Here is a 25,470-nt window from a genome sequence, read left to right as displayed (position 1 = left end):
TTTGCTTTAATTATAACAAACATACGTTCCTTTGAGCAATGGTTTTCTGAGACAATTTAATACTCATGAAATTAAATCATTTCTATTATTTAACTAACATACTACTATTCAATCCATTCTATTGGAATTAGCTTTTTATTTTCGCCTCTCCATTCGCAAACTTCGTGAACTTTGTCAATTTCACCCCATATGCTACTATCAGCATGTTCCAACACAATAATCTGAAAACCATTATTTGAGCTTTTTAACGCCTTTGATATTGTCTTAAAGATTTTTTTGACTGCAATTTGATCTTCATCTTCAAGCTTTGGGTCTAAGTCTTTTTCATCATCTTTTGCTGCTAATTTCTGCGGGAAATAAACTTGACTGGGCTGATCATAGACAATAAAACTTGGCACAGACGAATGAGCTTGCTTATTAAAGAACAGATGAAATCCAAGGGTCACTGAAATATGATATGCAAGCCAGTTTGAGCCGCTTCCAATTTCCCATAAATAATCATCACGTCCATCTTCACCGCTTACAATAACAGTAAGATTCTCATAGTCTATTTTTATTGGATCATTAGGTCTTTCGGAATCAAGCACAGGTATTAGCTTTATTGCATATGCTTCAATTGTTCTTAACGCTGTATTTATCCTTTGTCTTATTGCATGTTCATCTACCTGAGCCCTTAAATCCTTAAGCCGCTCATTTAATTTATCTATTTCCGCCAGAAGTTGACTATCCGTTCCAAGCGTTTCAAATGTTTCACTCGCATATTGTACCTGTCCTAAAAATCTTGCAATATTTTCAAGGGTATATTTTTCCTCTTCGGAAGAATTACGTATATTGCTTTGTATTTTAATTCTCTTTTGAATTGCAACAAGTTGCTCCGTAAGTTTCTCAATTTCAGTTTTTACACTTTCATATTCACGTTCAAAAGCAGCAGGAATCCTACTAGTATATCCAGCTTCTTCTTCAAGCCTATTAAGACTTATATAAAATTTTTCAAGTTGTTCTTTAGGATGAGCATCTGGTTTGCCACAAATTGGGCATATATATTCACCTTCTGCAAGGCTTTTCAACCATTTAGAAACATTTAACCTTTCGACTTGTATAGTTAATGATTCTCTATAATCATCTATGCTTTCCATAAGTTGCGTCATCTCTGTATATCTATTTTTAAAAGAAGACAGCTTAAGTGAAATCTCATTCTCCTCTTTACGAAGTGCCACTATTTCTTGGGAAGATTCCTCAATATTTTTATTTAGAATATTGGAATCAGATGCCTTTTTATTAACAAGTGAGGAAAGCAACTCAATTTGCTCTTCAAAAGATAATTCATCTAATTTATAAGTAACTGTAAGTAGCCCAAACTCTTGTGCAGCAGCTAACCATCCATTTATTTCAATTTTCCATTTTTCTGCAACATCTTTAAGCTTTTGTAAGTCTCTTTCCTTACGTTTTAATTCTTTTGAAAGGTTATTTATTTCTTGACGCTTTGCTAAAATATCTGGAGTAACAGCTCCCAATATATACGGAAAAATATTAATTAGTTTTGTTCGATGTTCAGTAGTATCCGCTTTAAAAAATAATGTATTTGCATTTGCAACAATATTTTGAGGTTGAAAACAAAAAGCCATTAGATCTCTAAAAGATGGTCTGCTGTAGTAATTATTACTTGTATCGGACTCCATATCTAAAAAAGATAGAGCTGATAATTCATCCAGCTGTTTTTTTACATTACTAGATGTTGTGTTTTTTATAGGCACTTCTGGAATAGTTACAGAAGTGCCTTCTGCAATGTACATATCCTCTGTAGATTTCTGCATCCCTGGCTCACGTCTAGCAAGGAGTATTTGAGTATTATTAGTTTGGATAACTACTCCAAACCAGCTACAAGCACTTCTTATCGTCTTAACAGGTATATAACATGAACCTGACGCTAAGCAATAGTCTATTATGGGAATAATCGCTGACTTCCCAGTTCTTGATGCTCCTGTAATAATATTAATTACTCCTAATTCAAACTCAATCTCCTTAAATTTAAATTCGGTCTTTCTAGGCCATAGGATCAGTTTTTTTATTTGAAAATTCATTCTAAAACCTCACTTTCAGTATTTGAGAGATTTCATGTAAAGTAAGCTGAGAACACCAATAGCCCAACTTCTCAGAGGCTTTGCCAAGCTTAATTATTGATTTAGGCTCACTTTTATGCTCTGTTGTTGATATGGGAAATACAAGTGCATTTTCATAGTCTATTGAAATCAGCGAGGCATTTAAAGCAATTCTTATAGAATCAAGCGTGTTGTGTTTCATGTTTGAACTGGATATATGTATTTGCGATACTACATCATTCTTAAGTACTTTAGTTGATAGAAATTTATTTGCAAAATGCCTTAAACCGGATGGCTTATTTGTGCCATATAAAACTTCAACCATATCACCTCGAAAAACAATAGGCAAGACAATAAACAAAATAGGAAATGGCGTAAATAATGAGTTAAAACTATAATACCCCCGAACAAAATTCCATATTGCGAATGCTCCAAAAGCAGGGTTTTGCACATTTCGAATTTCCTTATTTAGATCGCTCATTATTTTCACATCCCTCATTTAATAATTTTTCATATTTTGGATGCCATCCAATCTTCATATCGTCAGATAAAGCATGGTAACAACCTGATGTGAAAAAAGATGGTACACAAAGATGACCTATACTAATACTATTTTCTTTGCAGCGGAAATATAAAAGTTTTCCTTGCTCTTCAGGAGAAAGATTTTTTTCGGTTAGCTTTATAATATTTTTTTTATTATTCCATTTGGTAATTAGTTCGTCTTTGTAATTCTTTAAATTAGATTCACTTATATCTCCTCGACTTGCCCATAACGTTCTGTTTGTGGACGCTCTTAGATAATCACTTATGGCTTCAATTTTATCAGTATAGTTACAGTCAACAATGTCTAGCTGCCTTATGTACCTTCTTACAGCATCATACTCACTCTTTATTTCTTCCTCTGTTGGTCGAGGTGCTAATTCCTTGAGACTTAGTTTTTGATTAAACTCGCTTGTAATTGCAATAAGTTGAAATTTAAAATCTTTATATGTAATGGACATAACTTTACTTGATTCAACTAATTCGGCTGTTTTTTTATCTAACCATCCAAGAATATAGATAAACACATTCTCCAAAAGATCTTCCGGAATTAATACTTTTTGGCAGAATGTGTTATAAAGAATTGTCGTATAGTTGTCCTTTATTGTAGCCAAGCTAAAATTTTGAATTATCATACATGCTGGTAGCATATTATTATGATTGAAAAAATCTCTAATATATAAAGCGTATTCATCACTCAAATTTTTTTCTTTTCCTTTTTTATCATAGAATTCATTTTTTGCCTCTTTCCAGGCTTTTTTTGCTTCTTCGAGAGTTTTTGCATTGCTGAATGAATTGGCAATCTCTCCATGTCTCTCTGCCGCTACAAAAAGTTTGAAATTAGTACTACTAGAACTTAATTCACTAGCTTTAACAGCCAATAACCAATTATAAAACGTCTTCCATAAGTCTACTGCTCGATTGGATATGGGATTTTTGTTGGAAAGCACGCTTTTTATCTGTGTTGCCTCAATACTGCCATCATCTTTTTGGGTAGCAACGTCATCAAAAACCTCAATGCTAACAATATCATTATCTGAGCAGCTTAATAACTCATATAGAGCATGTCTGACTTGAAGTGAATAGGCATAGACTTTATCCGGCACATGAGTTTTTGATAAGTTAGTTTTTTTAACAGCATCATTTTTTGCTTTGCTCATATGCTTCAACCCCTTAATTGACATATATTAAAGAATCTTGAGTTCCAATCTCTGCTTATTTGGCTATGTATAATTTGAAATCACTGATCGATATTATATATATGTGGGTTTAATATTGTAATTATTTCCACAGTGATCAATGTACTCCTTCTTTGTTTGTATTTCGGAAATAAAAAATTATCTAAATTGTTAAACATTAAAACATGAAGCGACAACAATTTAAGGAAAAAAAGAGAGGCTCGCCAGCACAGCCAGCGAGCTTTTTTATTTCTATTTAATTAAATACCAATGAAATGCTGCGTAAACATGGCCCCGTACTGTCCACCCTGAACAATACCGATCCTAATGTGAGTATAATTCGGGTTCAGAATGTTGGCCCTGTGACCTGCGGAGTTCATCAAAGCAGCATGAGCCTTTTCGACGGTTTGGTTCCCGGCGGGGTTTTCCCCTGCATAAAAGAAGGAAGTAGATGATATTTTTTCATCTACCTACTGCACAACTTGTCTAACTGGAACTATTTTTACGGAGACCTATCGAATGAAGATGTTATTAATCTTCTTTCAGAATTTCCAGCAGAACGTATAAAAGAGGCAATTAGATATATTGTCGAAGTTACCAAACCACTCCCGAAAAATGAAAGCTCGATCAGGGTTGTAGCTTTCCCACAATCCCTGGTGCCGATATTAAATGAGCAAAAAAGTCTACAAGACACAAATAGGCTTAAGTTCGGAGAATATTATCAGGAAAATGATTTAGTATGCTACCAGGAAGATGGAGCACCTATTAACCCGGACAGCTTCTCAAAGAGGTTTGGGTAGTTCATAAAGAAGCATGAGTTATCGCATATTCGATTTCATGATTTGCGGCATCTAAATGTTACAGGGCTAATAGCTTCCGGCACAGACATTGGAACGGTATAAAAACAGGTGGGGCACAATTCCCTGGGCACCACGTTAGACTACAACCACCCATCGTTCCAATTACAGAAAAAGGCTGTTGAATCGCTTTTCAACAGCCTGGAAAGCTTACGGTAGAAATAAGGTAGAAAACGACCGCTATTCGTTTTCTACCTTAACTATCTGAAAACCGTAAACCCTTGATTTTACTGGTGCCGAAGAAGGGAGTCGAACCCTTACGGTGTTGCCACCGGCGGATTTTGAGTCCGCTGCGTCTGCCAGTTCCGCCACTTCGGCATGAATCCTTGTTTTAGAGTCGATTATTAGTATACCAAGCTGCGGAGATATTGTCAATAATCCTGACCGGGACTATTTTTTACATCGTTGTATGAAATTGTTATTGAATTATATTCCTTTTAGAATGCGGGGGAGGACTGATTTACATATTGTCGAATCATTAAAGTAAGGGGACACACCTTCTGTTCGGACCAATTTCATATTTACTGACAAATTACGGAAGGAATATCCCCAACGGGATCCACTCATTGAGAAGGGGGTGGCAAAGGAATTGCGCCCTGACGATGTTTTGGTGCAAAAGAGCAAAAACGGCGACCTTGATGCTTTTGACGAACTGGTTAAAAAATACGAGAGTAAAATATATACAGTGGCATATAGATTTACAAGCAACCATGCGGATGCCAACGATTTGGCCCAGGAAACCTTTATAAGGGTCTATCAGTCGCTGGGCACATTCCGGGGAGACTCCAGCTTTGCCACCTGGCTTTACCGCATTGCCGCCAATGTCTGCAGGGATGAATTGAGACGCCAGCAAAGGCGTAAAAAGGTGTCGCTGGATGAGATCATGTCCCATCCGGGCGGTAATATATATCTGGCTGATGAGGCCAGCAGCCCGGAAGAATCCCTGGAAAGGAACGAACTGCAGCGGGCGGTGCAGAAATGTTTGAATACACTGTCGGAAGAGCAAAGACTAATATTGGTAATGAGGGAGATACAGGGATTGTCGTATGAGGAAATTGCCGCATCCCTTGACTGCTCTCTGGGAACGGTAAAATCCAGGCTGAGCAGGTCGAGGCAGGCGTTAAAGCAAAAGGTGCTTGGGGACCGGGAACTTTCAAACATTGTTGCACGTCAATTGAAGTAAAGGGGGGGTTGAGATGCAGTGTCACGAAATACGGGATCTCTTATCAGCACATCTTGACGGTGCGCTGGAACCCTCCGAACATGCCCTGGTGGCTTCCCACCTTGAGACTTGTTCAGACTGTTCAAGGGAATTTGACGATTTACGGATGGTTGTCGGGCTGTTGAAGACAATGCCGGAGATATCCCCTCCCGCTGATTTCAGGGTTAATTTAAGAAAAAGGCTGGAGGCTTCAGCTAAGCAGTCCAAAAGAAAAGTGATTATGGGCATATTAACCGGGGCCGGTCTTTCCAGCAGGCTGGCTGTGGCAGCAAGCCTGCTGGTGGTGATAGGCAGTGCGGCTATATTGTACGGTCACGCCAACCAATGGGGCCATAAAAATGATTTTTCAATAAATAATAGTCTTTACGGCGGCAAGAGTATTGCCTTCCTTAACAGCGATAAAACAAAGGAACCTGGTAATAAAGACCTTGAAATTTCCCCTGAGGTCCGGGCCAGGGACAGCGCCGCGGCCGGAGAAACCGCTCCTGACCTGAAAGCCGGCGGGGAAAGCGGATATAAAGAGGATTCCGTCAGAATCGACGCCGGCAATCAGCCTTCTGACAATAACGGGTCTTCCGGCGAAGAAAACAGATTATATACCATGGCTGCCCCTGAAAAAACAGGTGAACCCCAACAGGAAAAGGAAGTCGCGGACACTCCGGATTTGCTGAGCAGCCCTAAGGGGAAGTCCTCTTCGGCCCCTGCCGCTTTCAGAACTATGCTGGCGGCACAGCCCAAGATTGTCAAAGAGGCTGAGGTTAGTCTGGCCGCGGCGGATACCGAAGCGGCAGCTGGGAAGGTTTCAGGGCTGGCCCTTTCCCTGGGGGGGCAGGTGGAAGCTTCCGAAGATGCCGGGGTAAAGACCCTGGTGCTGAAAGTGCCGGTGGACAGCTATGATGAGTTGATGGGACAACTGGGTGAAATGGGTGTTCAGACCGGGAAAACGTCGGAAAATGATATAACAGAGAATTATAATAATGCGGTGTCTAACATTAGAATGCTGGAGAGTGGAGAGGGCGCGGGAAGCCAAAGCGGGAATAAAGACGAGACAAAAGCTGAACTTGAGGAAAACCGGCAACTATTGAAGGGTTACGAAGATTCCCTGCAAAATGCACTAATAAAAGTAAAGATTACTAATAAACAGTAATTTCATGGTAAGGCCGAAAAAATTTAACTCCGGCTTGATATATAATTTTAATATAGCCACCTGCGGGTGGCTATAGATATTTATCAACACCGGCCGCCCGCGGGGAAAAATGCCGTGTGTCTGCTACGGCCCGGCCGGTGGGTTGTCCGTAAAAATTATTATATGCTCAAGGAAAATGTATTTTTTTGCCGAACTAATTGGGAAAACATAAGGAAGCTGATTGCATTTACGGTTCGGAAGGGTTGTGGGTATGGAAAAACCGGGAACGCAAAAGGGAGAATTCAAGGTTGAGGGTAGAACCGTCAGGGAGATTGAAAATTATCTGGCCGCAAAGCCATCAAATTATTCCGGCAAAATTTTGAAAACCCTGCTGATATTTTTGGTGGCGGGGGTTATTTTGATTTTGCCGGGCAGCCTTATATGGAACCTCCGGCAGGATTCGGCTGCGCTTCGTTCCCAGGTGGCCGTTCTGCAGGAAGAGAACGACATGCTGAAAAAACAGCTTGCCGGACGGATGCCTCCGGTTAATACTGTTCAGCCGAAGGATGAGACCCAGCCCCGGAATTCAGGAGAAAATTTCGGTAATAGTGTTTCCGCTGCGGGCACCGCCCGGAACGGGCAGGCTGCCCCGAAAGAAACTGCGAATAATTCCGATCCCTCCGGTTTGCAGCCGGGCGGCTATATCAACCACCGGGTGCAGAGCGGCGAGTCCCTTTCCCACATTTCCAAACGTTATTACAATTCCATAAGGTATTCGGAATATCTGGCTAAAGTTAACGGCATTTCAGTGAATAGCCAGTTAAGTGTCGGGCAGATAATCAAGGTGCCCGGGAATCCGGATAAATCCCAGATTAATTGAATCTTCCGTAAGATAAGGCCGTTACATGAGATTTATGATTGCTTTAGTCTTGCCATGGTGGTAATAACAGGTTAAAATGATTAAGATTGCAACAAATAAAGCACATACCGTGTATAGTAGCCAGGTCATAATATATTAAGCACGGAAAGGAGGTCAGAAAAAATGCGCGAAAAGATACAGGCCGCCCTGGATAAAGTACGTCCGGCCCTGCAGCGCGACGGCGGGGATGTGGAACTGGTGGAAGTTACCCCGGATAATGTCGTCAAGGTAAAATTAAAAGGTGCCTGCGGTGGCTGACCCATGTCCACTGTAACCCTGAAAATGGGGATTGAGCGGTCGCTCAAACAAGCAGTTCCAGAGGTAAAGGAAGTAATCCAGGTATAATTGCAGGGAGGTTCCCGGATGAACGGGTAACCTCCCTGTTGCGTTAAGGTCAGGGGACACACCTTCTCGGGTCAGCTATAATCCTTACGTTTCCACATATTTGTTGGGTTGGTTTAGTTACTAACTTCTTAACAAAATCAACAAAGGAATGTCCACAAGGTATGTCAGGCGACGGTTATCACCTTTCCGGGGCCGGTTAGTATGTTGTTTATATCATACATGTTGCTTATTATTCCAACTTGGAGTTTTTCCTTGAGTTTATAATATTCAAGGCACGTGCCGCAGGAAAGTATTTTTACTCCCCGGCTTCCCATCATCAGCAGTTTTTCCAGCACAACAGAGCCCTCGCAGGTGAGATACACCCCGCTGTTCAAAAAAATTAGGGTGCCGGGCAGCGGGTCTGTTTCGCTTAAAGTGTTCATCAGGCTTTTCATAAGTGTCATGCCCAGGTCCGGGGACCCCTGACCGAGAACGTTACTGCTTATAAAATACACTGTTCCGGCATTTTCTCCCGCCGCCGCGGGCTTGACTTCCGGGACGGTCTCTTTCACTCCCGGGGTTTCCTCACCTTTGGTGATGGTGATGTAAAAGTCAGCCCCTTTTTGCTCCACGGATACCCCGCAACCAGCGTTCCGGGCAAAAAGGGAAACGTTTTCCCTGGCCGTTTCGTTGTCTACTATGGTTATCAGAGTATCGGAAACCATGGTGTCCAGGGCTTTTTTGGTGGTAATCACCGGTTGGGGGCAGGCAAGCCCCCGGCAGTCAAGCTCCTTCAAACATTACACCCGCCTTTGCACATATTTCCTCACCTAAAACCTTCGCGGCCTGGAACCTCTCCAGTTAATAGCCTTCTTTGCGGACTCCGGCTTTTATATTATTTCCACGGCAGCGGCCTCTTTTTGCCGGACAGTACCCACCACCGCCGCGGCCACGCCCATTCTCTCCATTTCTTCCATTAGAGAATCCAGCTTGCTTTTATCTATAGCTATGAGAAGCCCTCCAGAGGTCTGGGGGTCGTACAGTATGGCCCTGATTTCAGGCGGGGTGTCTTCGTTCGCGAAATGTGCCATGGTCCCGAAATAGTCCCTGTTGGCGTACGCTCCCGCCGGAATAAGTCCCATGGCAGCCAGTTCCTTCACTCCGGGCAGCAGGGGTATGCTTTTAGTCCGGAGCGTTATGGTTACCCCGCTGCCCCTGGCCATTTCCACCGCGTGTCCGACCAGTCCGAATCCCGTTATATCGGTGCAGGCCCTGGCGCCGGCATTGATCATGGCCTCGGAAGCGCCCCGGTTTAACGAGGACATGGCGTTTACGGCGGCCTTTACCGATTCTTCCGGGGCCAGGTCTCCTTTTATGGCAGTGTTGACTATACCGGTTCCCAGCGGTTTTGTCAGCACCAGCATATCCCCGGGGACAGCCCCGGCGTTGGAAATTACTTTGTCCGGATGCACCAGGCCCGTTACCGCCAGGCCGTACTTCGGCTCGTCATCCTGCACGGTGTGACCGCCGGCCACGATGGCTCCCGCCTCCGCAACCTTCTCCGCGCCGCCCCTCAGTATTTCGGCAAGAATGTCCGGGGAAAGGCAGTTTGGAAAGCATACGATGTTTAAAGCCAGGAAAGGCTTGCCGCCCATGGCATAAACATCGCTAAGGGAATTGGCCGCGGCAATCTGGCCGAAAAGATAGGGGTCGTCAACCACCGGTGTAAAGAAATCCACCGTATGGATTAAGGCGGTATTATCATCAATTTTATAAACAGCGGCATCATCGGAGGTTTCGGGTCCCACCAGAAGCCTGGGATCATTAATTGGGGGTAGGTGTCGCAGCACTTGCGACAGGGTGGCTGGTCCCACCTTTGCCGCTCAGCCGGATGATTTGGTCATGCCCGTCAGCTTTATCTGTTCCATTACTGCACCTCCCTCTCCGTACAGGCTTACCAATTATAATACCACTATTTCTTTAAACAATTAACGCTAACTGGTTATAGCGCCGATAAAAAATACTTATTGCCGGCGTGCTGTTGATAAGGAAATCACATGTGTCCGGGGCCGGACGCATGTTAATAAGTGTGGTAATCTTTTCCCCCGTTAAATCATATATTGGGACAAGGAGGGGATAAAATGGCCTGGAGAGATTTCAAACAGAAAGTAAAACGGCAGATGTCCGATATACTTGAGATTCCCAGCGACGTGGTGCTGGATCTGCCTAAAGTGGTGATATTGGGCAATCTTCAGGTTTTTATCGAGAATCACCGGGGAATAGTGGAGTATACCTCCGAGACGGTTAGGATTAATGTCAGTGAATATGTGGTGGTGGTCAAAGGAGAGAACCTGCTGCTGAGGAACATACTGCCGGAGGAGATAAGCGTTGACGGCAAGATAACCGGGGTGTTTTTTGAGTAATAAAAATGACCGGCTTTATTATGAAGCACTAAGTTTTAAAGCGGGGGAGAGCAATGTTTATCTTTAAATTGTTATCTTTTCTAACCGGTTACGTAAGGATAATGGTCCGGGGCAATAACCTGGAAAAATTCATCAATATGGCTGCCGGCCGGGGAATATTTCTCTGGGATATCAAACGGCTGGACAGCCGGAATATTTTGGTCAGCGCCAGGCTCAGCGCCGTACATCCCCTGCGCCATATAGCCAGGGCCACAAAGTGCCGGTTTGAATTCAAGGACAGGGAGGGGCTGCCCTTTCTGCTTTCCAGGGCGCGCCGGAGGAAATCGCTGCTGGCCGGGGCGGCTGTTTTCCTGCTGGGGATGTACATGCTAAGCTCCTTTATATGGTTCGTGGACATTGAGGGAAATAAAAAAATAACCGACGGGCAGATATTGGAGTCCGCCTCCAAAGCCGGGTTGAAGAAATGGGTTTTTAAGTGGAACTTTACTCCCTCCAGGGTGGAGAGCGTCATTAAAGAGGATTATCCGGAAATCTCCTGGGCGGGTGTGTATGTTAGGGGAACCAGGGTGAAAATTCAGGTGGCGGAAAAGGTAATTCCCGGGGTCAGGGATGAGCATCCCGCCCACATCGTGGCAGCCAAGGCCGGACTGATCAAGGAGATACTGGTGCTGTCCGGCAACCCCGCGGTGAAGGAAGGAGATACGGTGGTGCCCGGCCAGATTCTGATCTCCGGGATAATACCCGGCCCCGGGTTATCCATTGAGGGGGAGAATAATCCGGGGCAGGAAAGAAGCGGCGTAATGGAGAACACCATTGTTCAGGCCAAGGGACTGGTCCGGGCCAGGGTCTGGTATGAAGGCTATGGCGAGGCCCTGCTGGAAGAGAAGATAACCCGTCTTACCGGAGATGAAGTTTCCAGGGTTTGCATGAAAATCGCAGGCAAGGAAATAATTTTAAAGGGTCCCAAAAATATTCCATTTATTGAAAGCACCGGTGAGAGCCAGGTTAAAAAGCCCCTCCAATGGAGGAATATAAGCGTACCTGTCGAACTAATAACTGAAAAATATCATGAAACCGAAAGATATACCGAGCAGAGGACCAGGGGACAGGCGCTGGCGCTGGCCGAGCAGAGAGCCATGGCCCAGGTGTCCCGGGTAATGCCTTCCGGTTCCCGGGTTATGGTCCGGGAAGTAAAGGAAGTGAGCGTTAAAAACCCCGAGAATCTGGTGAGGATCAGTGTTTTTGTGGAGACCCTGGAGGATATCGGAGTTGAAAAACAGTTCAAGCCGTGATATCATACCGTGAAGTTGTTTTTGGTTAAATGTGTAAACCAGGCCCTTCGTCCTGTAGCATATGGAAATATTCATTTTATTCAGGAGGTAGTAATTTTATTGACGGAACAAACCGAAGCTAGGGTAATATTGGAGGATTTGGGTGCGGCAGCCGAAATTTTCGGCCGCCATGACGAGCATCTGTCGCTTATTGAGAAGGCTTTGGGTATACGGGTGGTGGTCCGGGGAGAAGAGTTGGTGATACTTGGGCAGCCGGAGCAGGCTGATATGGCTAAAGAGGTTTTTAGTCAGTTACAGGACTACTACCGGGCGGGGAACAGGCTGACCAGCCACGAAATCAACTATGTGTTGAAGGCCGTGACCACTGGGGTAAACGGCGCCTTGAGCAGTCTTGCCAGGGATGTTATTTTTTCCACCTCCAGGGGGAAGCAAATAAAGCCCAAAACCCTGGGCCAGCAAAAATATATTGAATCCATAAAAAAGCATGACATAGTATTCGCCATCGGCCCTGCCGGTACCGGAAAGACTTATCTGGCGGTGGTTATGGCCATAAGCGCCCTGCGCAACAAAGAGGTGCAGAGGCTTGTTTTAACAAGGCCTGCGGTGGAGGCCGGGGAAAAGCTCGGCTTTTTGCCCGGGGATCTCCAGGAAAAGGTGGATCCTTACCTGCGCCCGCTTTATGACGGCCTTTACGACACCCTTGGGGCGGAAAATACCCAGAAATACCTGGAGAAAAACACCATTGAGATTGCTCCCCTGGCTTATATGAGGGGCCGCACCCTTGAAGACGCCTTTATTATTCTTGACGAGGCGCAGAATACCACGGTGGAGCAGATGAAGATGTTTCTCACCCGCCTGGGCTTTGGTTCCAAGGCTGTAATAACGGGAGACATAACTCAGATCGATCTGCCCCGGGGGCAGACTTCGGGACTGGTGCACGCCCAGAGAATATTGGAGAACATAGAGGGGATAAATATTCAGTACCTTACCACCGGGGATATTGTTCGCCACCCTCTGGTACAGGAAATAGTTAAAGCTTATGAAGAGGGTAATAAGGGGAACCTATAGGGGGTGGAAATATGCTTCCATTCGCCAGCCTTGGGAGGAAAGTGGCAAGCGGCATTTCCCTTCTGATGAAACAGCGTAAAGTTCGCAGGAGCCTGGCCGCCACGGTGTTTTTTGTAATTTTAACCCTGCTTATTTCCGTTGATTTTATGCCTCAGAAGGTAGATTTGCAGTTGGGCGACGTTTCCAGGGAAGATGTTTACGCTCCCAGGGAAGTGGAGTTTGAGGATAAGGATAAAACCGAGGAAAGAAGACAAATAGCCGCCGCCAATGTTGAGCCTCAATATGAGGATAACGAGCAGGCCAGCGGGGCCGTGCGGCAGGATATTACCTCCGTGCTGGAATCCATAAAGGTTATACAGGAACAGGGCGACCTCAGCAACGAGGAAAAGGAGGGCCGCCTTCGTTCCTTATTGCATTTCAGCATGTCGGAGCAGGATCTGGCGGTTCTGGCCCGCCCCGGGGCTGATTCCCTGAAGCTCCTTGATACGGAACTGAACAAATATGTAGCCGCCGCCATGGAAAAGGGAATAACCCAGGAAAACCTGGAAGAGACCAAAAAGAGCATCGTAACCGGCATTAAAAGCCTGCATCTGGATAATGCCTACATTAACCTCGGACAGGGACTGACCAACTATTACCTGCGGCCCAATAAAATATTCAACGAAATAAGGACCGGCGCGCTGGAGCAGGCGGCCAGGGAGTCCGTACCGCCCGTAATGGTAACAATAAAACAGGATGAAAAGATTATAGGTGTGGGGGATGTTGTAAAAGAGGAGCATATGAAAAAGCTGGAGGCCCTGGGATTGACCAGGAGCCTTGCTTCCTGGCGGGGCGTGGTGGGCACCGCCCTGCTGGTGGCCATACTCATGCTGGTGGTTCTTTTTTACCTTTACCAGCAGAACAGGGAAATATATAAGCATGCGGGTCATCTTTACCTGCTGGGCATAATAGTGGTGGTGGTTCTGGCGGTGGCCAAGGGCTTACTGGCCATCGACATTGACACCTGGCGGCAGCTGGACGCCCAGCTTGGTTACATGGTTCCACTGGCGGCCGGGGGAATGCTTATCGCCATACTGCTGGACTCCCGGCTGGCTGTGCTGGTGCTGGCCATAATGAGCTTCCTGCTGGTGCTGATATCCGGCGGGCGGATTGAATTCGGAATGGTGGGTCTGATCAGCGGTTTTGCGGGGGTATACAGTGTAAGCAAGCTTAGCCAGAGAGGGGACCTGGTCAGGGCCGGGCTGTACACCGGGGCCGCAAGCGTGGCGGCCATACTTACCATGGGTATTATAGGCAATAATTCAGCCGGGCTGGTGCTGAGTTCCGGTTTAATACTGGGAACCATTAACGGATTGCTTTCCTCGGTGCTGACCATCGGGGCCCTGCCATACCTGGAAAGCACCTTTGGCATAACCTCTTCGGTAAGGCTGCTGGAGCTTTCCCATCCCAGCAATCCTCTTTTGAAAAAATTGCTTACAGAGGCCCCGGGCACCTATCATCACAGCATTCTGGTGGCCAACCTGGCTGAGGCGGCCACCGAGGAAGTGGGCGGCGAGAGCCTGTTGGTAAGGGTGGGCGCCTATTATCACGATATCGGTAAAATCAAAAGGCCTTATTTTTTCATAGAGAACCAGATGACTTCGGACAATCCACATGATAAAATCGCCCCCAGCCTGAGCACCCTTATTTTGACCTCCCACGTGAAAGACGGGCTGGAACTGGGCCGGGAATACAAATTGCCCAAGGATATACTGGATATCATTGAGCAGCATCACGGCAGCGGAATGTGCAGCTATTTTTACCACAAGGCCCTTGAGAACAACGGCGCCGAAAATGTAAACGAGGACGAATTCAGATACGAGGGGCCAAAGCCCCAGACCCGGGAAGCCGCCATAGTAATGCTGGCCGATTCCGTGGAGGCGGCGGTAAGGTCCCTGCAAAACCGGACCCATGGACGGATTGAGGGGCTGGTACGTAAAATAATAAAGGATAAACTGCTGGACGGACAGTTGGACGAATGCGACCTTACCTTTAAGGATCTGGACGCCATTGCAAATTCTTTTTTAAAGGTTTTAAGCGGCATTTTCCATTCCAGGGTGGAATATCCGGATATGTCCAAGGAAATGGAAAGGAGAAAGAATCGAAATGCCGGTTCTCGTAAGCAACTTGCAGGAAAAAATCCAGCTCAGTGAAGAAATCGCGGCCACGGTGGAAAAGGTTGTGCTGGCAGTGCTGGAAAGGGAATTAATTGACCCCGGCGCGGAGATTAGCGTGGTTTTTGTGGACAATGACTATATCCGCCAGTTAAACCGGGAATACCGGGGTATTGACAGCCCCACCGATGTTCTTTCCTTCGCCCTGGAGGAAGGGGAGCCCATGCCGGATTCCGGGGAGGAAAGGATTCTGGGAGACGTGGTTTTATCCCTGGAAAGGGCGGAGGAACAGTCCAGGGAATACGGACACGGTTTTATGCGGGAAGTGGCTTACCTCACCGCTCACGGGGCGCTGCACCTTTTAGGCTACGACCACGGCACGGAGGACCAGAGGAACATTATGAGACAAAAGGAGGAAGCCGCCTTGGCGGCCCTTGACCTGGGGCGTTAGAGCGGTTTTTTATATGGGCAGAGGGAGATTGTGGAGGAGTTTCGGGTATGCCTTCAAGGGCATTTACCATACCTGGAAAACCCAGCGCAACATGAAGATCCATTCCGCAGCCGCCGCCGTGGTGTTCATTTTGGCCCTGGGGCTGAGAGTGGCGGGCAGGGATCTGGCGCTTTTGATATTGGCCATGGCTTTGGTCATGAGTGCGGAAATGATAAATACAGCCATTGAGGCAACAATAGACGCCACTGTCAAGGAGTATCACCCCCTGGCCGGCGCCGCCAAGGACGTCGCCGCCGGGGCGGTGCTGCTGGCCGCCATTGCGGCGGCGGTTATCGGATTACTGGTCTTTTATCCGTATTTTATCGGGGGTATTCCTTCGGGAAATAAATAAAAAGGTAAGGAATCAGGGGCAGCCTAAGAAGGTGTGTCCCCTTTCCTTGGACAGGTGATTATTATGATTCAGGAATTGATTAATACTGCCGTCGCGGCCAGGGAAAAGGCCTACGCCCCCTATTCCGGATTCAGGGTGGGGGCCGCCCTTCTGACCGAGGGGGGAAAGGTTTATAACGGCTGCAATGTGGAAAACGCTTCTTACGGCTTAACCTGTTGCGCTGAAAGGGCGGCGGTTTTTAAAGCAGTGAGTGAGGGTGATACAAAATTCAAAGCTATAGCGGTGATTTCAGACACCGAAGATTTCTGTACCCCCTGCGGGGCCTGCAGGCAGGTACTGGCCGAATTCGGGGGAGATATTAATGTGATCATGTGCAACAACAGGAAAGAGTTTCTGGAGCAAAAGGTTTCCCAGCTCCTGCCCGGATATTTCACATTAACCCCGGCTGCGGGGAATACTACGTTAAAAGGTTAAATCAAAGGGGAGCGCCAAATGACCGCAAAGGATTCATATAAATCTGGCTTCGCAGCCATCGTGGGCCGCCCCAACGTGGGCAAATCCACCCTATTAAACCGCCTGGTGGGGCAGAAGATAGCCATCGTTTCCGATAAGCCGCAGACCACCAGGCATAAAATACACTCGGTAATAACCAGGGAGGACGCCCAGCTGGTGTTGCTGGACACCCCGGGAATTCACAAACCCAAGCACCGCCTGGGGGAATACATGGTGGAAGTGGCCCTGGGAACCCTAAAAGAGGTCGATGTAATACTATTCGTGGTGGAGACGGAAACCCCGGGGCCCGGCGACACATTCATACTGGAGCAGATGAAAAGGGTAACAACCCCGGTTTTGCTGGTGATTAACAAAATCGACCGGATTGCCAAACATGACTTGCTTCCCTTGATTGAGGGTTACAGGCAGCTTTATGATTTCAAAGAGATAGTGCCGGTTTCCGCCTTGAATGGTGAAAATGTTGAGCGGCTGACGGACTTGATGGTGAATTACCTGCCCGCCGGTCCCAAATATTATCCCGACGACATGGTTACCGATCGGCCGGAAAGGTTCATCATGGCCGAGCTGATAAGGGAAAAGGTATTGCACCTCACCTCCCAGGAAGTGCCCCATTCGGTGGCCGTGGTGGTGGAGGATGTGGCGGAAAGAGCCAACGGCGTGGTGGCGGTAAGGGCCATTGTATATACCGAAAGGGATTCCCAGAAGAGGATATTGATAGGTAAGAGCGGGGCGATGCTTAAAAGGATAGGCCAGCAGGCCCGGGAGGAAATGGAGGCCCTTTTCGGCTCCAAATTTTTTCTGGAGCTGTGGGTCAAGGTAAAGGCGGACTGGCGAAATAAGGATTCTTACATTAGTAATTTCGGTTATACCCCGGAGAGGTAAGGAATAAAATAGTAGCGGAACCCGGTCTGGAAAAGCCCGGGTTCCGCCGTTTTAAGCTGTCAAACGATTGACTTGGGGCCGTGAAAAATTATAAAATAAAACAGTTTCCGGATTATTTACAGATCATTTTGCTATTTTCGGGGGGTGGTATAATGGATGACCCGTGCCCACGACGTAGTTTGAATTATAATTCCATACCACCTGTTTTGTTTGTTGAGGAGTAAAATTTCCGTTCAAACTTTACCAGGAGGCTGATCTATGAATTAAAATTTCGGGGGGTGAACCCGATGATAAAAACTTATTTTTACGATGCGGAACAAAACCGCATAATTCATGATGTGGAACTTATACCCAGGGAGTTGCTGGCCAATCCGGAAAGCCTCCTCTGGGTGGATTTGTTTAATTTTACCGACCTGGAGATCAACCAGGTGGCCCGGCTGTTTGACTTTCACAGCCTCACCGTGGAAGACTGCCTGCATTACAGTCCCCGGGCCAAGGTGGACAATTACGAGGATTACTATTTTTTTAATTTGCATGCCTTGAGATACGAGGAAGAAAGTGACGAGGAAATTTCACTGGAGCAGTTGAACGTGTATCTCGGCAGGAATTACGTGGTGACCCTGCACAGGCGCACACTGCCCACCCTGGGGCGAATCGCCAGGGACTGCCTGAACAACCGGGCGAATGTAATGAAAAAGGGACCGGACTTCTTCCTGTATTCCACCCTGGACGGCATCACCGACATGTATTTCCCGGTGCTGGAACGCATCAACCAGAGGATTGAGGAACTGGAGGATGACCTTTACGAGCAGCCCACCAAGGAAATTACCGAAGAGTTCTTAAGCCTGAAGAAAACCATTCTCTCCATGCGCCGGGCCATTATGCCCCAGAAAAGGATGTTTACCAACGCCAGCGGGCAGTATTCCTTCAGCATAGACGAGGAAAACAAACCCTATTATCTGGACCTGGTGGACCACATAGAGCGAATTATAGACTCCATCGACGGCTTCGGCGCCCTGGTGGACGGCGCCCTGGCCACCTACTATTCGGTGATCAGCGCCCGGACCAACGAAACCATGCGGGTTCTGACGGTTATTTCCACCATTTTCATGCCCCTGACCTTTGTAACGGGTTTTTTCGGGATGAACGTTCCGCTGCCGGCCCAGGAAAACGGTATTTCCACCCTGGTCATAACCGGCGGCCTGCTGGGGGTATCGATTTATATGTATATGATATTCCGGATTAACAAATGGCTGTAGGAGACCGTTGAAAAACTGCGCCTGTTTAACTCAGAGCCGTCCAGTGCTCCGCGCTGGACGGCTTCGCCTTTCGCGCCATGCTTGTTTTTGAACGGCCTCTTGGTAGCTACTTTGGGCCGTTCCAGCGGCTGAAAATATCGTTTTCAATGCCCAGCAGTTCCAGCGCCCTGCCCGCGGTCTGCCGGATTAGGTCACCGATTGTTGCCGGGCGCTGATAAAAGGAAGGTATGGGAGGCATTACAACAACACCCAGCCTGGACAATTTAAGCATGTTTTCCAGATGTATGGCGTTAAGAGGCGTCTCCCTGGCCAAAAGCACCAGGGGACGCTTTTCCTTTATGGTCACGTCGGCGGCCCTGGAAATGAGATTGTCGGCATAGCCGTTGGCTATGGAAGCCAGGGTTTTCATGCTGCAGGGGGCGATTATCATTCCCTGGTGGGAAAAGGAGCCGCTGGCCGGCCCCGCGGTCAGGTCCTCCGGCTGGAAAGAAACCGTGGCCAGTTCCGCCACCTGAGCAGCGGTATAGTCGGTTTCCAGTTCTATGGTTTTCACCGCCCAGGGACTTAATATCAGATGGGTTTCAATTCCAAGGGATTTAAGGGCCTCAAGTACGGCGACACCGTAAACCGCCCCGGTGGCGCCGGTTATAGCCACAACTATTCGCATCTATATACCTCCAACTCCGGTTTTCCCGGATTCCTTATATCCTGGCAAATTCGCCGGGGAATGTCCCCAATTAATTTTAAAGCCGCTGAGCGAAAAAGGAAAGCGCCGCTTCATAGAACTCATTTACTCCTTATATTCTTTCATGTTTTTGACTGTGGGAATATAATTAAATCAATACTGCCAAAAAAGGATATGAAAACTAATGAAGCTTTACACCGAAGAGGCCCTGGTGCTTAAATCGGTTTCCATGCGGGATGCCGACCGGGTGTTGACCCTTTATTCCCGGGCCGGGGGTAAATTCAGGGCGGTGGCCCACGGGGCGGACAAACCCTCCAGCAGAAAGAGGGGCTCGGTTCAGCCCTTTACATACGGTAAATTTCAGCTCCGGCGCGGCAGGGAACTGGACTCGGTGGAGCAGTGCGAGGGCCTGGAATATTTCAAAAGACTCCGGGAAAGCCTGGAGGGAATCGCCTTTGCCAGCTACATGGCCGAACTGGTTGACGTCTTCACTTCCGAGGGTGAGGCCACCCCCGGGATTTTTGAGCTGATTATGGAGTCATACGGCGGTATTGGGGAAGGCCGGGACAGTATTATTGTACGTTCTTTCGAGTTAAAGCTTCTTAGTCTGTCAGGTTATCGCCCTCACCTGGAAAACTGCGTTTCCTGCGGCAGGGAGGCGGGTGACGGAAGGGCTGTCCTGGTTCCGGCCCTGGGTGGGCTGGCCTGTTCCCGCTGCGCCACCGGACATGCCCCGGCATATTCATTGAAAAGGGACGCGGTGGAGGTTATGAAGTTAATTATGAAGTGGTCCCCGGACAGGCTTGCCCGGATAAAAATTGGCGGCGGCACGGAGAAAGAAATGAAAAATGCCCTGCGCGGTTTTATACAGTACCACCTGGAAAGCAGATTGAAGTCCGTGAGGTTTCTGGATTGGCTGGAAAATGAATAAAAACACCCCCATAAGGGTTAAATATTAGCAGCATGCAAAATTTGACGGGGGTGTGACAAATTTGAACGAGCTGGAGAAAATAGATCTGATCAGATCCCGGCTGGGGGTTTCCTACGCCGAGGCCAAACAGGCTCTGGACGCGGCCGGAGGGGATGTGGTGAGGGCGCTGATTGAACTTGAGGAAGGGGAAAAGAATTTTTCAAACCGCGTTCAGGATCGCGGGCAGGAGTTTGTCGGCCAGTTGAAAGGATTGCTGCACAAAACCCAGGAGTCCAGAATAAAGATCAAGCAGGGTGATAAAACAGTGCTGGAATTCCCGGCTCCGGTGGGGGCGCTGGGTCTTTTGGGGGTGCTGGCCTCAAGCCAGCTGGCGGTGCTGGGAGCCCTGGGCACGGTTACCGCCATGGCCAATAATTATACCCTGGAGATAGACCGGGGAGATGCAGGGCGCTCTGAAAGCCGGGAGGAAGATGTGGAGGGCGGAATGGACCCTCGGGTGGGGGAAGGTCCATTTGATAACCAGGGGCCTTCCCCCGGGGTACATAACAACGGTTTAAAGAACAGGGCAATGGGGCCGGAGCGTGACGGCGGGACAGCGGCCGGGCCTGTCATGGGTGAAAGAGGCTGGGGTTCCGGACTGCACCTGGGGGCGGGAATCTGGCGCCGGGGCAGGAAGCGCAGAAAAGCGAAGACCGTCCAATCCATGAATGACTGATTTCCCGGATAACGTGGCTATCTTGACTATTGCCTGCGGTTATGGTAAATTACAAAAAAATACCGCGATGAAGGAAAAAGTAGCCGGACAGTTTTTTTAAGAGAGCCGGGGTGGGTGGGAGCCCGGTAAAAGCATCCGTGCCAAAGGGGTTCCTGAGCATCAGGAGGAAAGCCGGTTGTCCGCCGGCAAGTAAAGCCTGTATTAAAAGAGAGGGCCTGAATAAGCGGGCCAAGCGGGGTGGAACCGCGGGATTATACCTCCCGTCCCCGGCAGAGCTGCCGGGACGGGAGGTTTTTGGTTGTTATGACATACATTGGGGACATTCCGGGTGTGTGCCCTGACATACGTTGGGGACATTCCTTCTTGAAGAAAGATAAATGAAATGGGATTTAATTAACCTAATTTAAATTGTTAAAAGGTGGGATTATGACAACCAAAGAAGGTGTGTCCCCTTACCTTATAAAGGAGGCTAACAACGGTGAATTTTCAGGAATTGATACTCACCCTGAACAAATTCTGGGGCGAAAGGAACTGTATTATTCAGCAGCCTTATGATGTGGAAAAAGGGGCGGGCACCATGAACCCGGCCACTTTTCTCCGGGCGCTGGGACCCGAACCCTGGCGGGTGGCTTACGTGGAGCCCTCCCGCAGGCCCACGGACGGCCGCTACGGGGAAAATCCCAACCGGCTGCAGCATTATTACCAGTATCAGGTTATTTTAAAACCGTCCCCGGACGATGTGCTGGAGATATATCTGGACAGCCTGCGGTCCATTGGAATTGATCCGGACCGTCACGATATCCGGTTTGTGGAGGATAACTGGGAGTCCCCCACCCTGGGGGCCTGGGGCCTTGGCTGGGAAGTCTGGCTGGACGGCATGGAGGTGACCCAGTTTACCTATTTCCAGCAGTGCGGCGGACTGGACTGCCGACCGGTATGCGCTGAAATAACCTATGGGCTGGAACGCCTGACCATGTTCATTCAGGAAGTGGACAGCGTTTTTGACATAGAGTGGGTTAACGGCATCACGTACAGGGATGTGCATCACCAGGGAGAGGTGGAGCACTCCCACTATAATTTTGAAGAGGCCGACACCGGAATGCTGTTTAAAATGTTTGAAATGTTTGAGGGCGAGGCGCTGCGGGTGGCCGGCAGGGGCCTGGTGCTGCCCGCCTATGATTATGTGCTTAAATGTTCCCATACCTTTAACCTGCTGGATGCCAGGGGCGCCATCAGCGTAACCGAAAGAACCGGCTATATTCACCGGGTGCGGAATCTGGCCCGCACCTGCGCCCAGGCTTACGTGAAGCAGCGGGAGGAACTGGGTTATCCGCTTTTGAAAGGGAAGGGGGCATAAATATGACCAGCAGTTTTTTGCTTGAAATAGGCTCCGAGGAAATACCGGCCAGGTTTATCGACCCGGCCCTGGAGCAGATTAAAAAAATGACGGCTGATTTGCTTAACGAGAGCAGGATCAAATTTGAAAGCGTGGAGACCTACGGAACTCCCAGGCGGCTGGCCGTGCTGGCCGCCGGCATTTCACCGGTGCAGGAGCCGTTGCTGCAGGAAGTAAAGGGACCGGCGGTCAAGGTTGCCTTTAACGCCTCCGGAGAAGCCACCCGGGCCGCCCAGGGCTTTGCCAAAAGCCAGGGTGTGGATGTTTCCGACCTGGTGGTCAAGCCTGTGGGGCCGGTGGATTACGTGTTTGCGGTAAAAAGGGAGGAAGGCCGTCCCACCGGTGAGATATTGAAGGGATTATTTCTGAATATAATCAATGGCATTCACTTTCCCAAACCCATGCGCTGGGGGGACCTGGAGGTGCGTTTCGCCAGGCCCGTGCGCTGGCTGGCGGCACTGTACGGCAGGGAAGTGGTTGATTTTGAATATGCCGGGCTTGTGTCCGGAAGGATAACCTATGGACATAGATTTTTAAGCAAGGGACCCATAAGGCTGGAAAAACCGGAGGATTACCTGGATAAATTGAAGGAAGCCCACGTTATGGCGGACCCGGCCGAACGCAAAAAGGTCATCAGGGAGCAGGTGTGCTCCGTGGCCGGGAGCGAGGGGGGAACCGTGGAGGTGGACCAGGAGCTGCTGGATGAGGTTACTAACCTTGTGGAGTGGCCCACCGCCCTTTGTGGGGTATTTGACAGAAATTACCTACGTCTTCCCAAGGAGGTGCTGGTCACCCCCATGCGGGAGCACCAGCGTTATTTCCCGGTGGTGGACCCGGCGGGGGCGCTGCTGCCAAAATTCATCGCCGTAAGAAACGGTACCGCCCAGCACCTGGATATTGTCAGGGCCGGAAACGAGAAGGTTCTTCGGGCCAGGCTGTCGGACGCGTCCTTCTTTTGGGACGAGGATCTGAAAACTCCTCTGTCCCGGCGGGTGGACGAACTGAAAAAGGTTGTCTGGCAGGAAAGCCTTGGCAGCGTTTATGAAAAGGTCCGGAGAATAACAACACTGGCCCGGCAACTTACCGCAGCCATGGGATTGGGGGACGGCCCGGCGGAAACGGTATCCCGGGCCGCCTACCTGTGCAAGGCCGACCTGGTAACCAGCATGGTATACGAGTTTCCCGAGCTGCAGGGGGTAATGGGCAGGGAGTATGCCCTGCGCAGCGGGGAAGAATCCGGTGTGGCCGAAGCTATTTTTGAGCACTACCTGCCCCGCTTCGCAGGCGACCGGCTGCCTGAAACCTTTCCCGGCATGGCTCTTTCCCTGGCGGAAAAGCTGGACACCCTGGTGGGCTGCTTTGGCATAGGCATCCAGCCCACGGGTTCCCAGGACCCCTACGCCCTTCGCCGGCAAGCTCTGGGCATTTGCCATATTATTATTGAAAGAAAACTTGTGCTTTCTCTGGGAGACCTGCTGGGCAGGGCTTATGACGGTTATGCGGAGGGGCGGGAAGGCGGAGCCGGAACGTCACCTCTGTCCGTGGAGCGGGATAATGTTCTGTCCGCGCTGGAGGAGTTTTTCATATTAAGGCTTAAAGGAATACTGGCGGAGCGGGGTTTTGGCCACGATACCGTGGAGGCGGTACTGGCGGCCGGTGTGGACGACATATACGGCGTGTTGCAGCGGGCCGGGGCATTGGACGCTTTCAGGCAGGACGAATATTTCGAGGAACTGCTGACGGCATTCAACCGGGCCAACAATCTGGCCAAAAAATATGAAGGTACGGCTGTGGACGCCTCCCTGTTCGAAACTGACGCGGAGCGAGATCTTTACGGCGCCTGCGGGGAAGTTGGCGTCAAGGTGTCCGGGCTGCTGGAAAAGAGGGATTACAGCGGCGCGCTAAAGGAAATAGGCGCCTTGCGGGGGCCGGTGGACCGGTTCTTTGAGGGCGTGATGGTGATGGTGGAGGACGAAAAGATAAAAAACAACAGGCTCGCCCTGTTGAAAAATGTTGCCGGCCTGGCGGCCCCGGTGGGGGATTTAAGTAGAATTGTGACGGCTTAAAATTTTATTTGTATAAATTATATGTCCTTGAAGGGAATTAGAGTCGGACATATAATATATATTAGTATATAAGTATGGTTAAATAGTATGTCACAAATGCTCTTGAGGGGCGATTTTATTGGAACTGACCAAACGGCAGGCGGTAATTCTGGATATAGTAAAAAGGGAGGGACCCATTACCGGCGAGCAGATTGCCGACAGGCTTTCACTCACCCGGGCTACACTGCGGCCGGATATGGCCATACTTACTATGTCCGGCCTGCTGGAGGCCAGACCCAGGGTAGGTTATTATCACAGCGGCAAAAATCCCAGCCGGATATTGATGGATAAACTGCACAGCATAAAGGTGGGGGACGTTAAATCCGTTCCCATAGTGGTTACTGAAAAATGTTCGGTTTATGACGCGGCGGTGACCATGTTTATTGAAGACGTGGGTACCCTGATTGTGGTAAGGGAAGGCGGTTTTCTGGAGGGAGTGCTTTCCCGGAAAGATCTGTTAAAGATTACCCTTGGCGGTCACGATATATATAAACTTCCTGTGGGGGTTATCATGACCCGCATGCCCAACGTGGTAACCGTGGAAACAGAAGAATCGGTGTGGTCCGCGGCAAAAAAGCTGATCACCCATGAGGTGGACGCCCTTCCGGTGGTGCGGGTGAGTGATGACAACTCCGGGGTGGAGGTTGTGGGCCGGTTGAGCAAGACCAATATAACAAGGCTCTTCGTTGAATTGGGAGAATCTTAAAAAAAATAAATTTGAGGCCGTTCAAAAAACAAACATGGCGAAGAAGGATAAGCCGTACGGCGCCGGGCTTACTGGTTAAGCAGGTGCCGGGGGCGCGCCTTACTGAGATATATAAAATTTTTAAACCGTTAAACAAAAGTCAGGAAGGAATGTCCCCAATGTATAATGTCCCCAACGATACTGGCCGGCGAGCCAAGATGCCGGGGGAAAGTTTTAGGAACGGTCTCCTGGGAAA

25 protein-coding genes and 1 tRNA gene are annotated in these 25,470 nt (G+C 48.6%); 18 read left to right on the top strand and 8 right to left on the bottom strand.

Annotation, left to right across the window (positions count from 1 at the left end):
- Nucleotides 1-104: 104 nt before the first annotated feature.
- The 5 genes from DCCM_RS09305 to DCCM_RS09280 form a co-directional block, all read right to left on the bottom strand.
- A complete protein-coding gene (locus DCCM_RS09305; protein ID WP_104372116.1) occupies nt 105-2,081 on the bottom strand; it encodes a DUF3732 domain-containing protein in 1,977 nt (658 codons plus the stop codon).
- A 1-nt stretch (nt 2,082) separates the two neighbouring features.
- On the bottom strand, nt 2,083-2,580 hold the full coding sequence (locus DCCM_RS09300) for a three component ABC system middle component (RefSeq protein ID WP_207655570.1): 498 nt from the start codon (nt 2,578-2,580) through the stop codon (nt 2,083-2,085).
- Nucleotides 2,564-3,799: an ABC-three component system protein gene (locus DCCM_RS09295; protein ID WP_104372115.1), complete on the bottom strand. Its 1,236-nt coding sequence runs from the start codon at nt 3,797-3,799 to the stop codon at nt 2,564-2,566. Before DCCM_RS09295 ends, DCCM_RS09300 begins: the two co-directional genes overlap by 17 nt.
- Nucleotides 3,800-4,077: 278 nt before the next feature.
- Nucleotides 4,078-4,275 (bottom strand): CAP domain-containing protein, encoded by a 198-nt coding sequence (locus DCCM_RS19470; RefSeq protein WP_104372114.1) that lies wholly within the window; start codon nt 4,273-4,275, stop codon nt 4,078-4,080.
- Between the two features lie 630 nt (nt 4,276-4,905).
- Nucleotides 4,906-4,992, bottom strand: a tRNA-Leu gene (locus DCCM_RS09280).
- A gap of 259 nt (nt 4,993-5,251) precedes the next feature.
- Here DCCM_RS09280 and DCCM_RS09275 point away from each other — a divergent pair.
- From DCCM_RS09275 to DCCM_RS09260, 4 genes are all read left to right on the top strand, one after another.
- On the top strand, nt 5,252-5,857 hold the full coding sequence (locus DCCM_RS09275; RefSeq protein ID WP_231702718.1) for a sigma-70 family RNA polymerase sigma factor: 606 nt from the start codon (nt 5,252-5,254) through the stop codon (nt 5,855-5,857).
- 13 nt (nt 5,858-5,870) lie between these two features.
- Nucleotides 5,871-7,043 (top strand): DUF4349 domain-containing protein, encoded by a 1,173-nt coding sequence (locus tag DCCM_RS09270; RefSeq protein ID WP_104372111.1) that lies wholly within the window; start codon nt 5,871-5,873, stop codon nt 7,041-7,043.
- Between the two features lie 250 nt (nt 7,044-7,293).
- Nucleotides 7,294-7,902: a LysM peptidoglycan-binding domain-containing protein gene (locus DCCM_RS09265; protein ID WP_128739120.1), complete on the top strand. Its 609-nt coding sequence runs from the start codon at nt 7,294-7,296 to the stop codon at nt 7,900-7,902.
- A 162-nt stretch (nt 7,903-8,064) separates the two neighbouring features.
- Nucleotides 8,065-8,286 carry a NifU family protein gene (locus DCCM_RS09260; RefSeq protein ID WP_165792089.1) on the top strand — a complete coding sequence of 74 codons (222 nt, stop codon included), beginning with the start codon at nt 8,065-8,067 and terminating at the stop codon, nt 8,284-8,286.
- A 164-nt stretch (nt 8,287-8,450) separates the two neighbouring features.
- Here the strand turns inward: DCCM_RS09260 and yedF are convergent, their stop codons facing one another.
- Together yedF and selD are read right to left on the bottom strand one after the other, a co-directional pair.
- Nucleotides 8,451-9,062 carry a sulfurtransferase-like selenium metabolism protein YedF gene (gene yedF, locus DCCM_RS09255; protein WP_104372109.1) on the bottom strand — a complete coding sequence of 204 codons (612 nt, stop codon included), beginning with the start codon at nt 9,060-9,062 and terminating at the stop codon, nt 8,451-8,453.
- A 93-nt stretch (nt 9,063-9,155) separates the two neighbouring features.
- Complete coding sequence (gene selD / locus DCCM_RS09250) at nt 9,156-10,193, bottom strand: selenide, water dikinase SelD (RefSeq protein ID WP_104372108.1); 1,038 nt, start codon at nt 10,191-10,193, stop codon at nt 9,156-9,158.
- A gap of 213 nt (nt 10,194-10,406) precedes the next feature.
- On the opposite strand from selD, the gene yqfC reads away from it, so the two are divergent.
- From yqfC to corA, 9 genes are all read left to right on the top strand, one after another.
- Nucleotides 10,407-10,688, top strand: a complete 282-nt coding sequence (yqfC, locus tag DCCM_RS09245) for a sporulation protein YqfC (protein WP_104372107.1) — start codon at nt 10,407-10,409, stop codon at nt 10,686-10,688.
- A gap of 53 nt (nt 10,689-10,741) precedes the next feature.
- Entirely contained in the window at nt 10,742-11,980 is a 1,239-nt protein-coding gene (yqfD, locus tag DCCM_RS09240) for a sporulation protein YqfD (RefSeq protein ID WP_104372106.1), read from the top strand.
- A gap of 99 nt (nt 11,981-12,079) precedes the next feature.
- Nucleotides 12,080-13,048, top strand: a complete 969-nt coding sequence (locus DCCM_RS09235; RefSeq protein ID WP_104372105.1) for a PhoH family protein — start codon at nt 12,080-12,082, stop codon at nt 13,046-13,048.
- A gap of 11 nt (nt 13,049-13,059) precedes the next feature.
- Nucleotides 13,060-15,240, top strand: a complete 2,181-nt coding sequence (locus DCCM_RS09230; RefSeq protein ID WP_104372104.1) for an HD family phosphohydrolase — start codon at nt 13,060-13,062, stop codon at nt 15,238-15,240.
- Nucleotides 15,194-15,652, top strand: a complete 459-nt coding sequence (ybeY, locus tag DCCM_RS09225) for an rRNA maturation RNase YbeY (protein ID WP_104372103.1) — start codon at nt 15,194-15,196, stop codon at nt 15,650-15,652. Before DCCM_RS09230 ends, ybeY begins: the two co-directional genes overlap by 47 nt.
- Nucleotides 15,653-15,665: 13 nt before the next feature.
- Complete coding sequence (locus tag DCCM_RS09220; RefSeq protein ID WP_104372137.1) at nt 15,666-16,043, top strand: diacylglycerol kinase; 378 nt, start codon at nt 15,666-15,668, stop codon at nt 16,041-16,043.
- A 63-nt stretch (nt 16,044-16,106) separates the two neighbouring features.
- A complete protein-coding gene (locus DCCM_RS09215; RefSeq protein WP_174705150.1) occupies nt 16,107-16,517 on the top strand; it encodes a cytidine deaminase in 411 nt (136 codons plus the stop codon).
- A gap of 18 nt (nt 16,518-16,535) precedes the next feature.
- Complete coding sequence (gene era / locus DCCM_RS09210) at nt 16,536-17,438, top strand: GTPase Era (RefSeq protein ID WP_104372102.1); 903 nt, start codon at nt 16,536-16,538, stop codon at nt 17,436-17,438.
- A 287-nt stretch (nt 17,439-17,725) separates the two neighbouring features.
- Complete coding sequence (corA, locus tag DCCM_RS09205) at nt 17,726-18,697, top strand: magnesium/cobalt transporter CorA (RefSeq protein ID WP_104372101.1); 972 nt, start codon at nt 17,726-17,728, stop codon at nt 18,695-18,697.
- 106 nt (nt 18,698-18,803) lie between these two features.
- Here the strand turns inward: corA and DCCM_RS09200 are convergent, their stop codons facing one another.
- Nucleotides 18,804-19,364 carry a UbiX family flavin prenyltransferase gene (locus DCCM_RS09200; protein ID WP_104372100.1) on the bottom strand — a complete coding sequence of 187 codons (561 nt, stop codon included), beginning with the start codon at nt 19,362-19,364 and terminating at the stop codon, nt 18,804-18,806.
- Between the two features lie 202 nt (nt 19,365-19,566).
- On the opposite strand from DCCM_RS09200, the gene recO reads away from it, so the two are divergent.
- The 5 genes from recO (at nt 19,567) to ccpN (ending at nt 25,235) form a co-directional block, all read left to right on the top strand.
- Entirely contained in the window at nt 19,567-20,313 is a 747-nt protein-coding gene (gene recO, locus DCCM_RS09195) for a DNA repair protein RecO (protein WP_104372099.1), read from the top strand.
- A 61-nt stretch (nt 20,314-20,374) separates the two neighbouring features.
- A complete protein-coding gene (locus DCCM_RS09190; protein WP_104372098.1) occupies nt 20,375-21,028 on the top strand; it encodes a DUF4342 domain-containing protein in 654 nt (217 codons plus the stop codon).
- Nucleotides 21,029-21,506: 478 nt separating this feature from the next.
- Nucleotides 21,507-22,385 (top strand): glycine--tRNA ligase subunit alpha, encoded by an 879-nt coding sequence (gene glyQ, locus DCCM_RS09180; RefSeq protein ID WP_104372096.1) that lies wholly within the window; start codon nt 21,507-21,509, stop codon nt 22,383-22,385.
- Nucleotides 22,386-22,387: 2 nt separating this feature from the next.
- Complete coding sequence (gene glyS, locus DCCM_RS09175) at nt 22,388-24,490, top strand: glycine--tRNA ligase subunit beta (RefSeq protein WP_104372095.1); 2,103 nt, start codon at nt 22,388-22,390, stop codon at nt 24,488-24,490.
- 118 nt (nt 24,491-24,608) lie between these two features.
- A complete protein-coding gene (gene ccpN, locus DCCM_RS09170) occupies nt 24,609-25,235 on the top strand; it encodes a transcriptional regulator CcpN (RefSeq protein WP_104372094.1) in 627 nt (208 codons plus the stop codon).
- The last annotated feature ends 235 nt before the right edge of the window (nt 25,236-25,470 follow it).

Source organism: Desulfocucumis palustris, from assembly GCF_002933875.1.
GTDB lineage: Bacteria > Bacillota > Desulfotomaculia > Desulfotomaculales > Desulfocucumaceae > Desulfocucumis > Desulfocucumis palustris.
This window is presented reverse-complemented; position numbering and strand designations above follow the sequence as displayed.

Bases quoted from the DNA above. Each gene is read 5' to 3' on its own strand.
- DCCM_RS09305 (WP_104372116.1), bottom strand. From the start codon at position 2,081: ATGAATTTTCAAATAAAAAAACTGATCCTATGGCCTAGAAAGACCGAA.
- DCCM_RS09230 (WP_104372104.1), top strand. From the start codon at position 13,060: ATGCTTCCATTCGCCAGCCTTGGGAGGAAAGTGGCAAGCGGCATTTCC.
- DCCM_RS09295 (WP_104372115.1), bottom strand. From the start codon at position 3,799: ATGAGCAAAGCAAAAAATGATGCTGTTAAAAAAACTAACTTATCAAAA.
- era (WP_104372102.1), top strand. From the start codon at position 16,536: ATGACCGCAAAGGATTCATATAAATCTGGCTTCGCAGCCATCGTGGGC.
- DCCM_RS09265 (WP_128739120.1), top strand. From the start codon at position 7,294: ATGGAAAAACCGGGAACGCAAAAGGGAGAATTCAAGGTTGAGGGTAGA.
- DCCM_RS09300 (WP_207655570.1), bottom strand. From the start codon at position 2,580: ATGAGCGATCTAAATAAGGAAATTCGAAATGTGCAAAACCCTGCTTTT.
- glyS (WP_104372095.1), top strand. From the start codon at position 22,388: ATGACCAGCAGTTTTTTGCTTGAAATAGGCTCCGAGGAAATACCGGCC.
- DCCM_RS09220 (WP_104372137.1), top strand. From the start codon at position 15,666: ATGGGCAGAGGGAGATTGTGGAGGAGTTTCGGGTATGCCTTCAAGGGC.
- DCCM_RS09200 (WP_104372100.1), bottom strand. From the start codon at position 19,364: ATGCGAATAGTTGTGGCTATAACCGGCGCCACCGGGGCGGTTTACGGT.
- corA (WP_104372101.1), top strand. From the start codon at position 17,726: ATGATAAAAACTTATTTTTACGATGCGGAACAAAACCGCATAATTCAT.
- ybeY (WP_104372103.1), top strand. From the start codon at position 15,194: ATGCCGGTTCTCGTAAGCAACTTGCAGGAAAAAATCCAGCTCAGTGAA.
- yqfC (WP_104372107.1), top strand. From the start codon at position 10,407: ATGGCCTGGAGAGATTTCAAACAGAAAGTAAAACGGCAGATGTCCGAT.
- DCCM_RS09270 (WP_104372111.1), top strand. From the start codon at position 5,871: ATGCAGTGTCACGAAATACGGGATCTCTTATCAGCACATCTTGACGGT.
- yqfD (WP_104372106.1), top strand. From the start codon at position 10,742: ATGTTTATCTTTAAATTGTTATCTTTTCTAACCGGTTACGTAAGGATA.
- DCCM_RS09215 (WP_174705150.1), top strand. From the start codon at position 16,107: ATGATTCAGGAATTGATTAATACTGCCGTCGCGGCCAGGGAAAAGGCC.
- recO (WP_104372099.1), top strand. From the start codon at position 19,567: ATGAAGCTTTACACCGAAGAGGCCCTGGTGCTTAAATCGGTTTCCATG.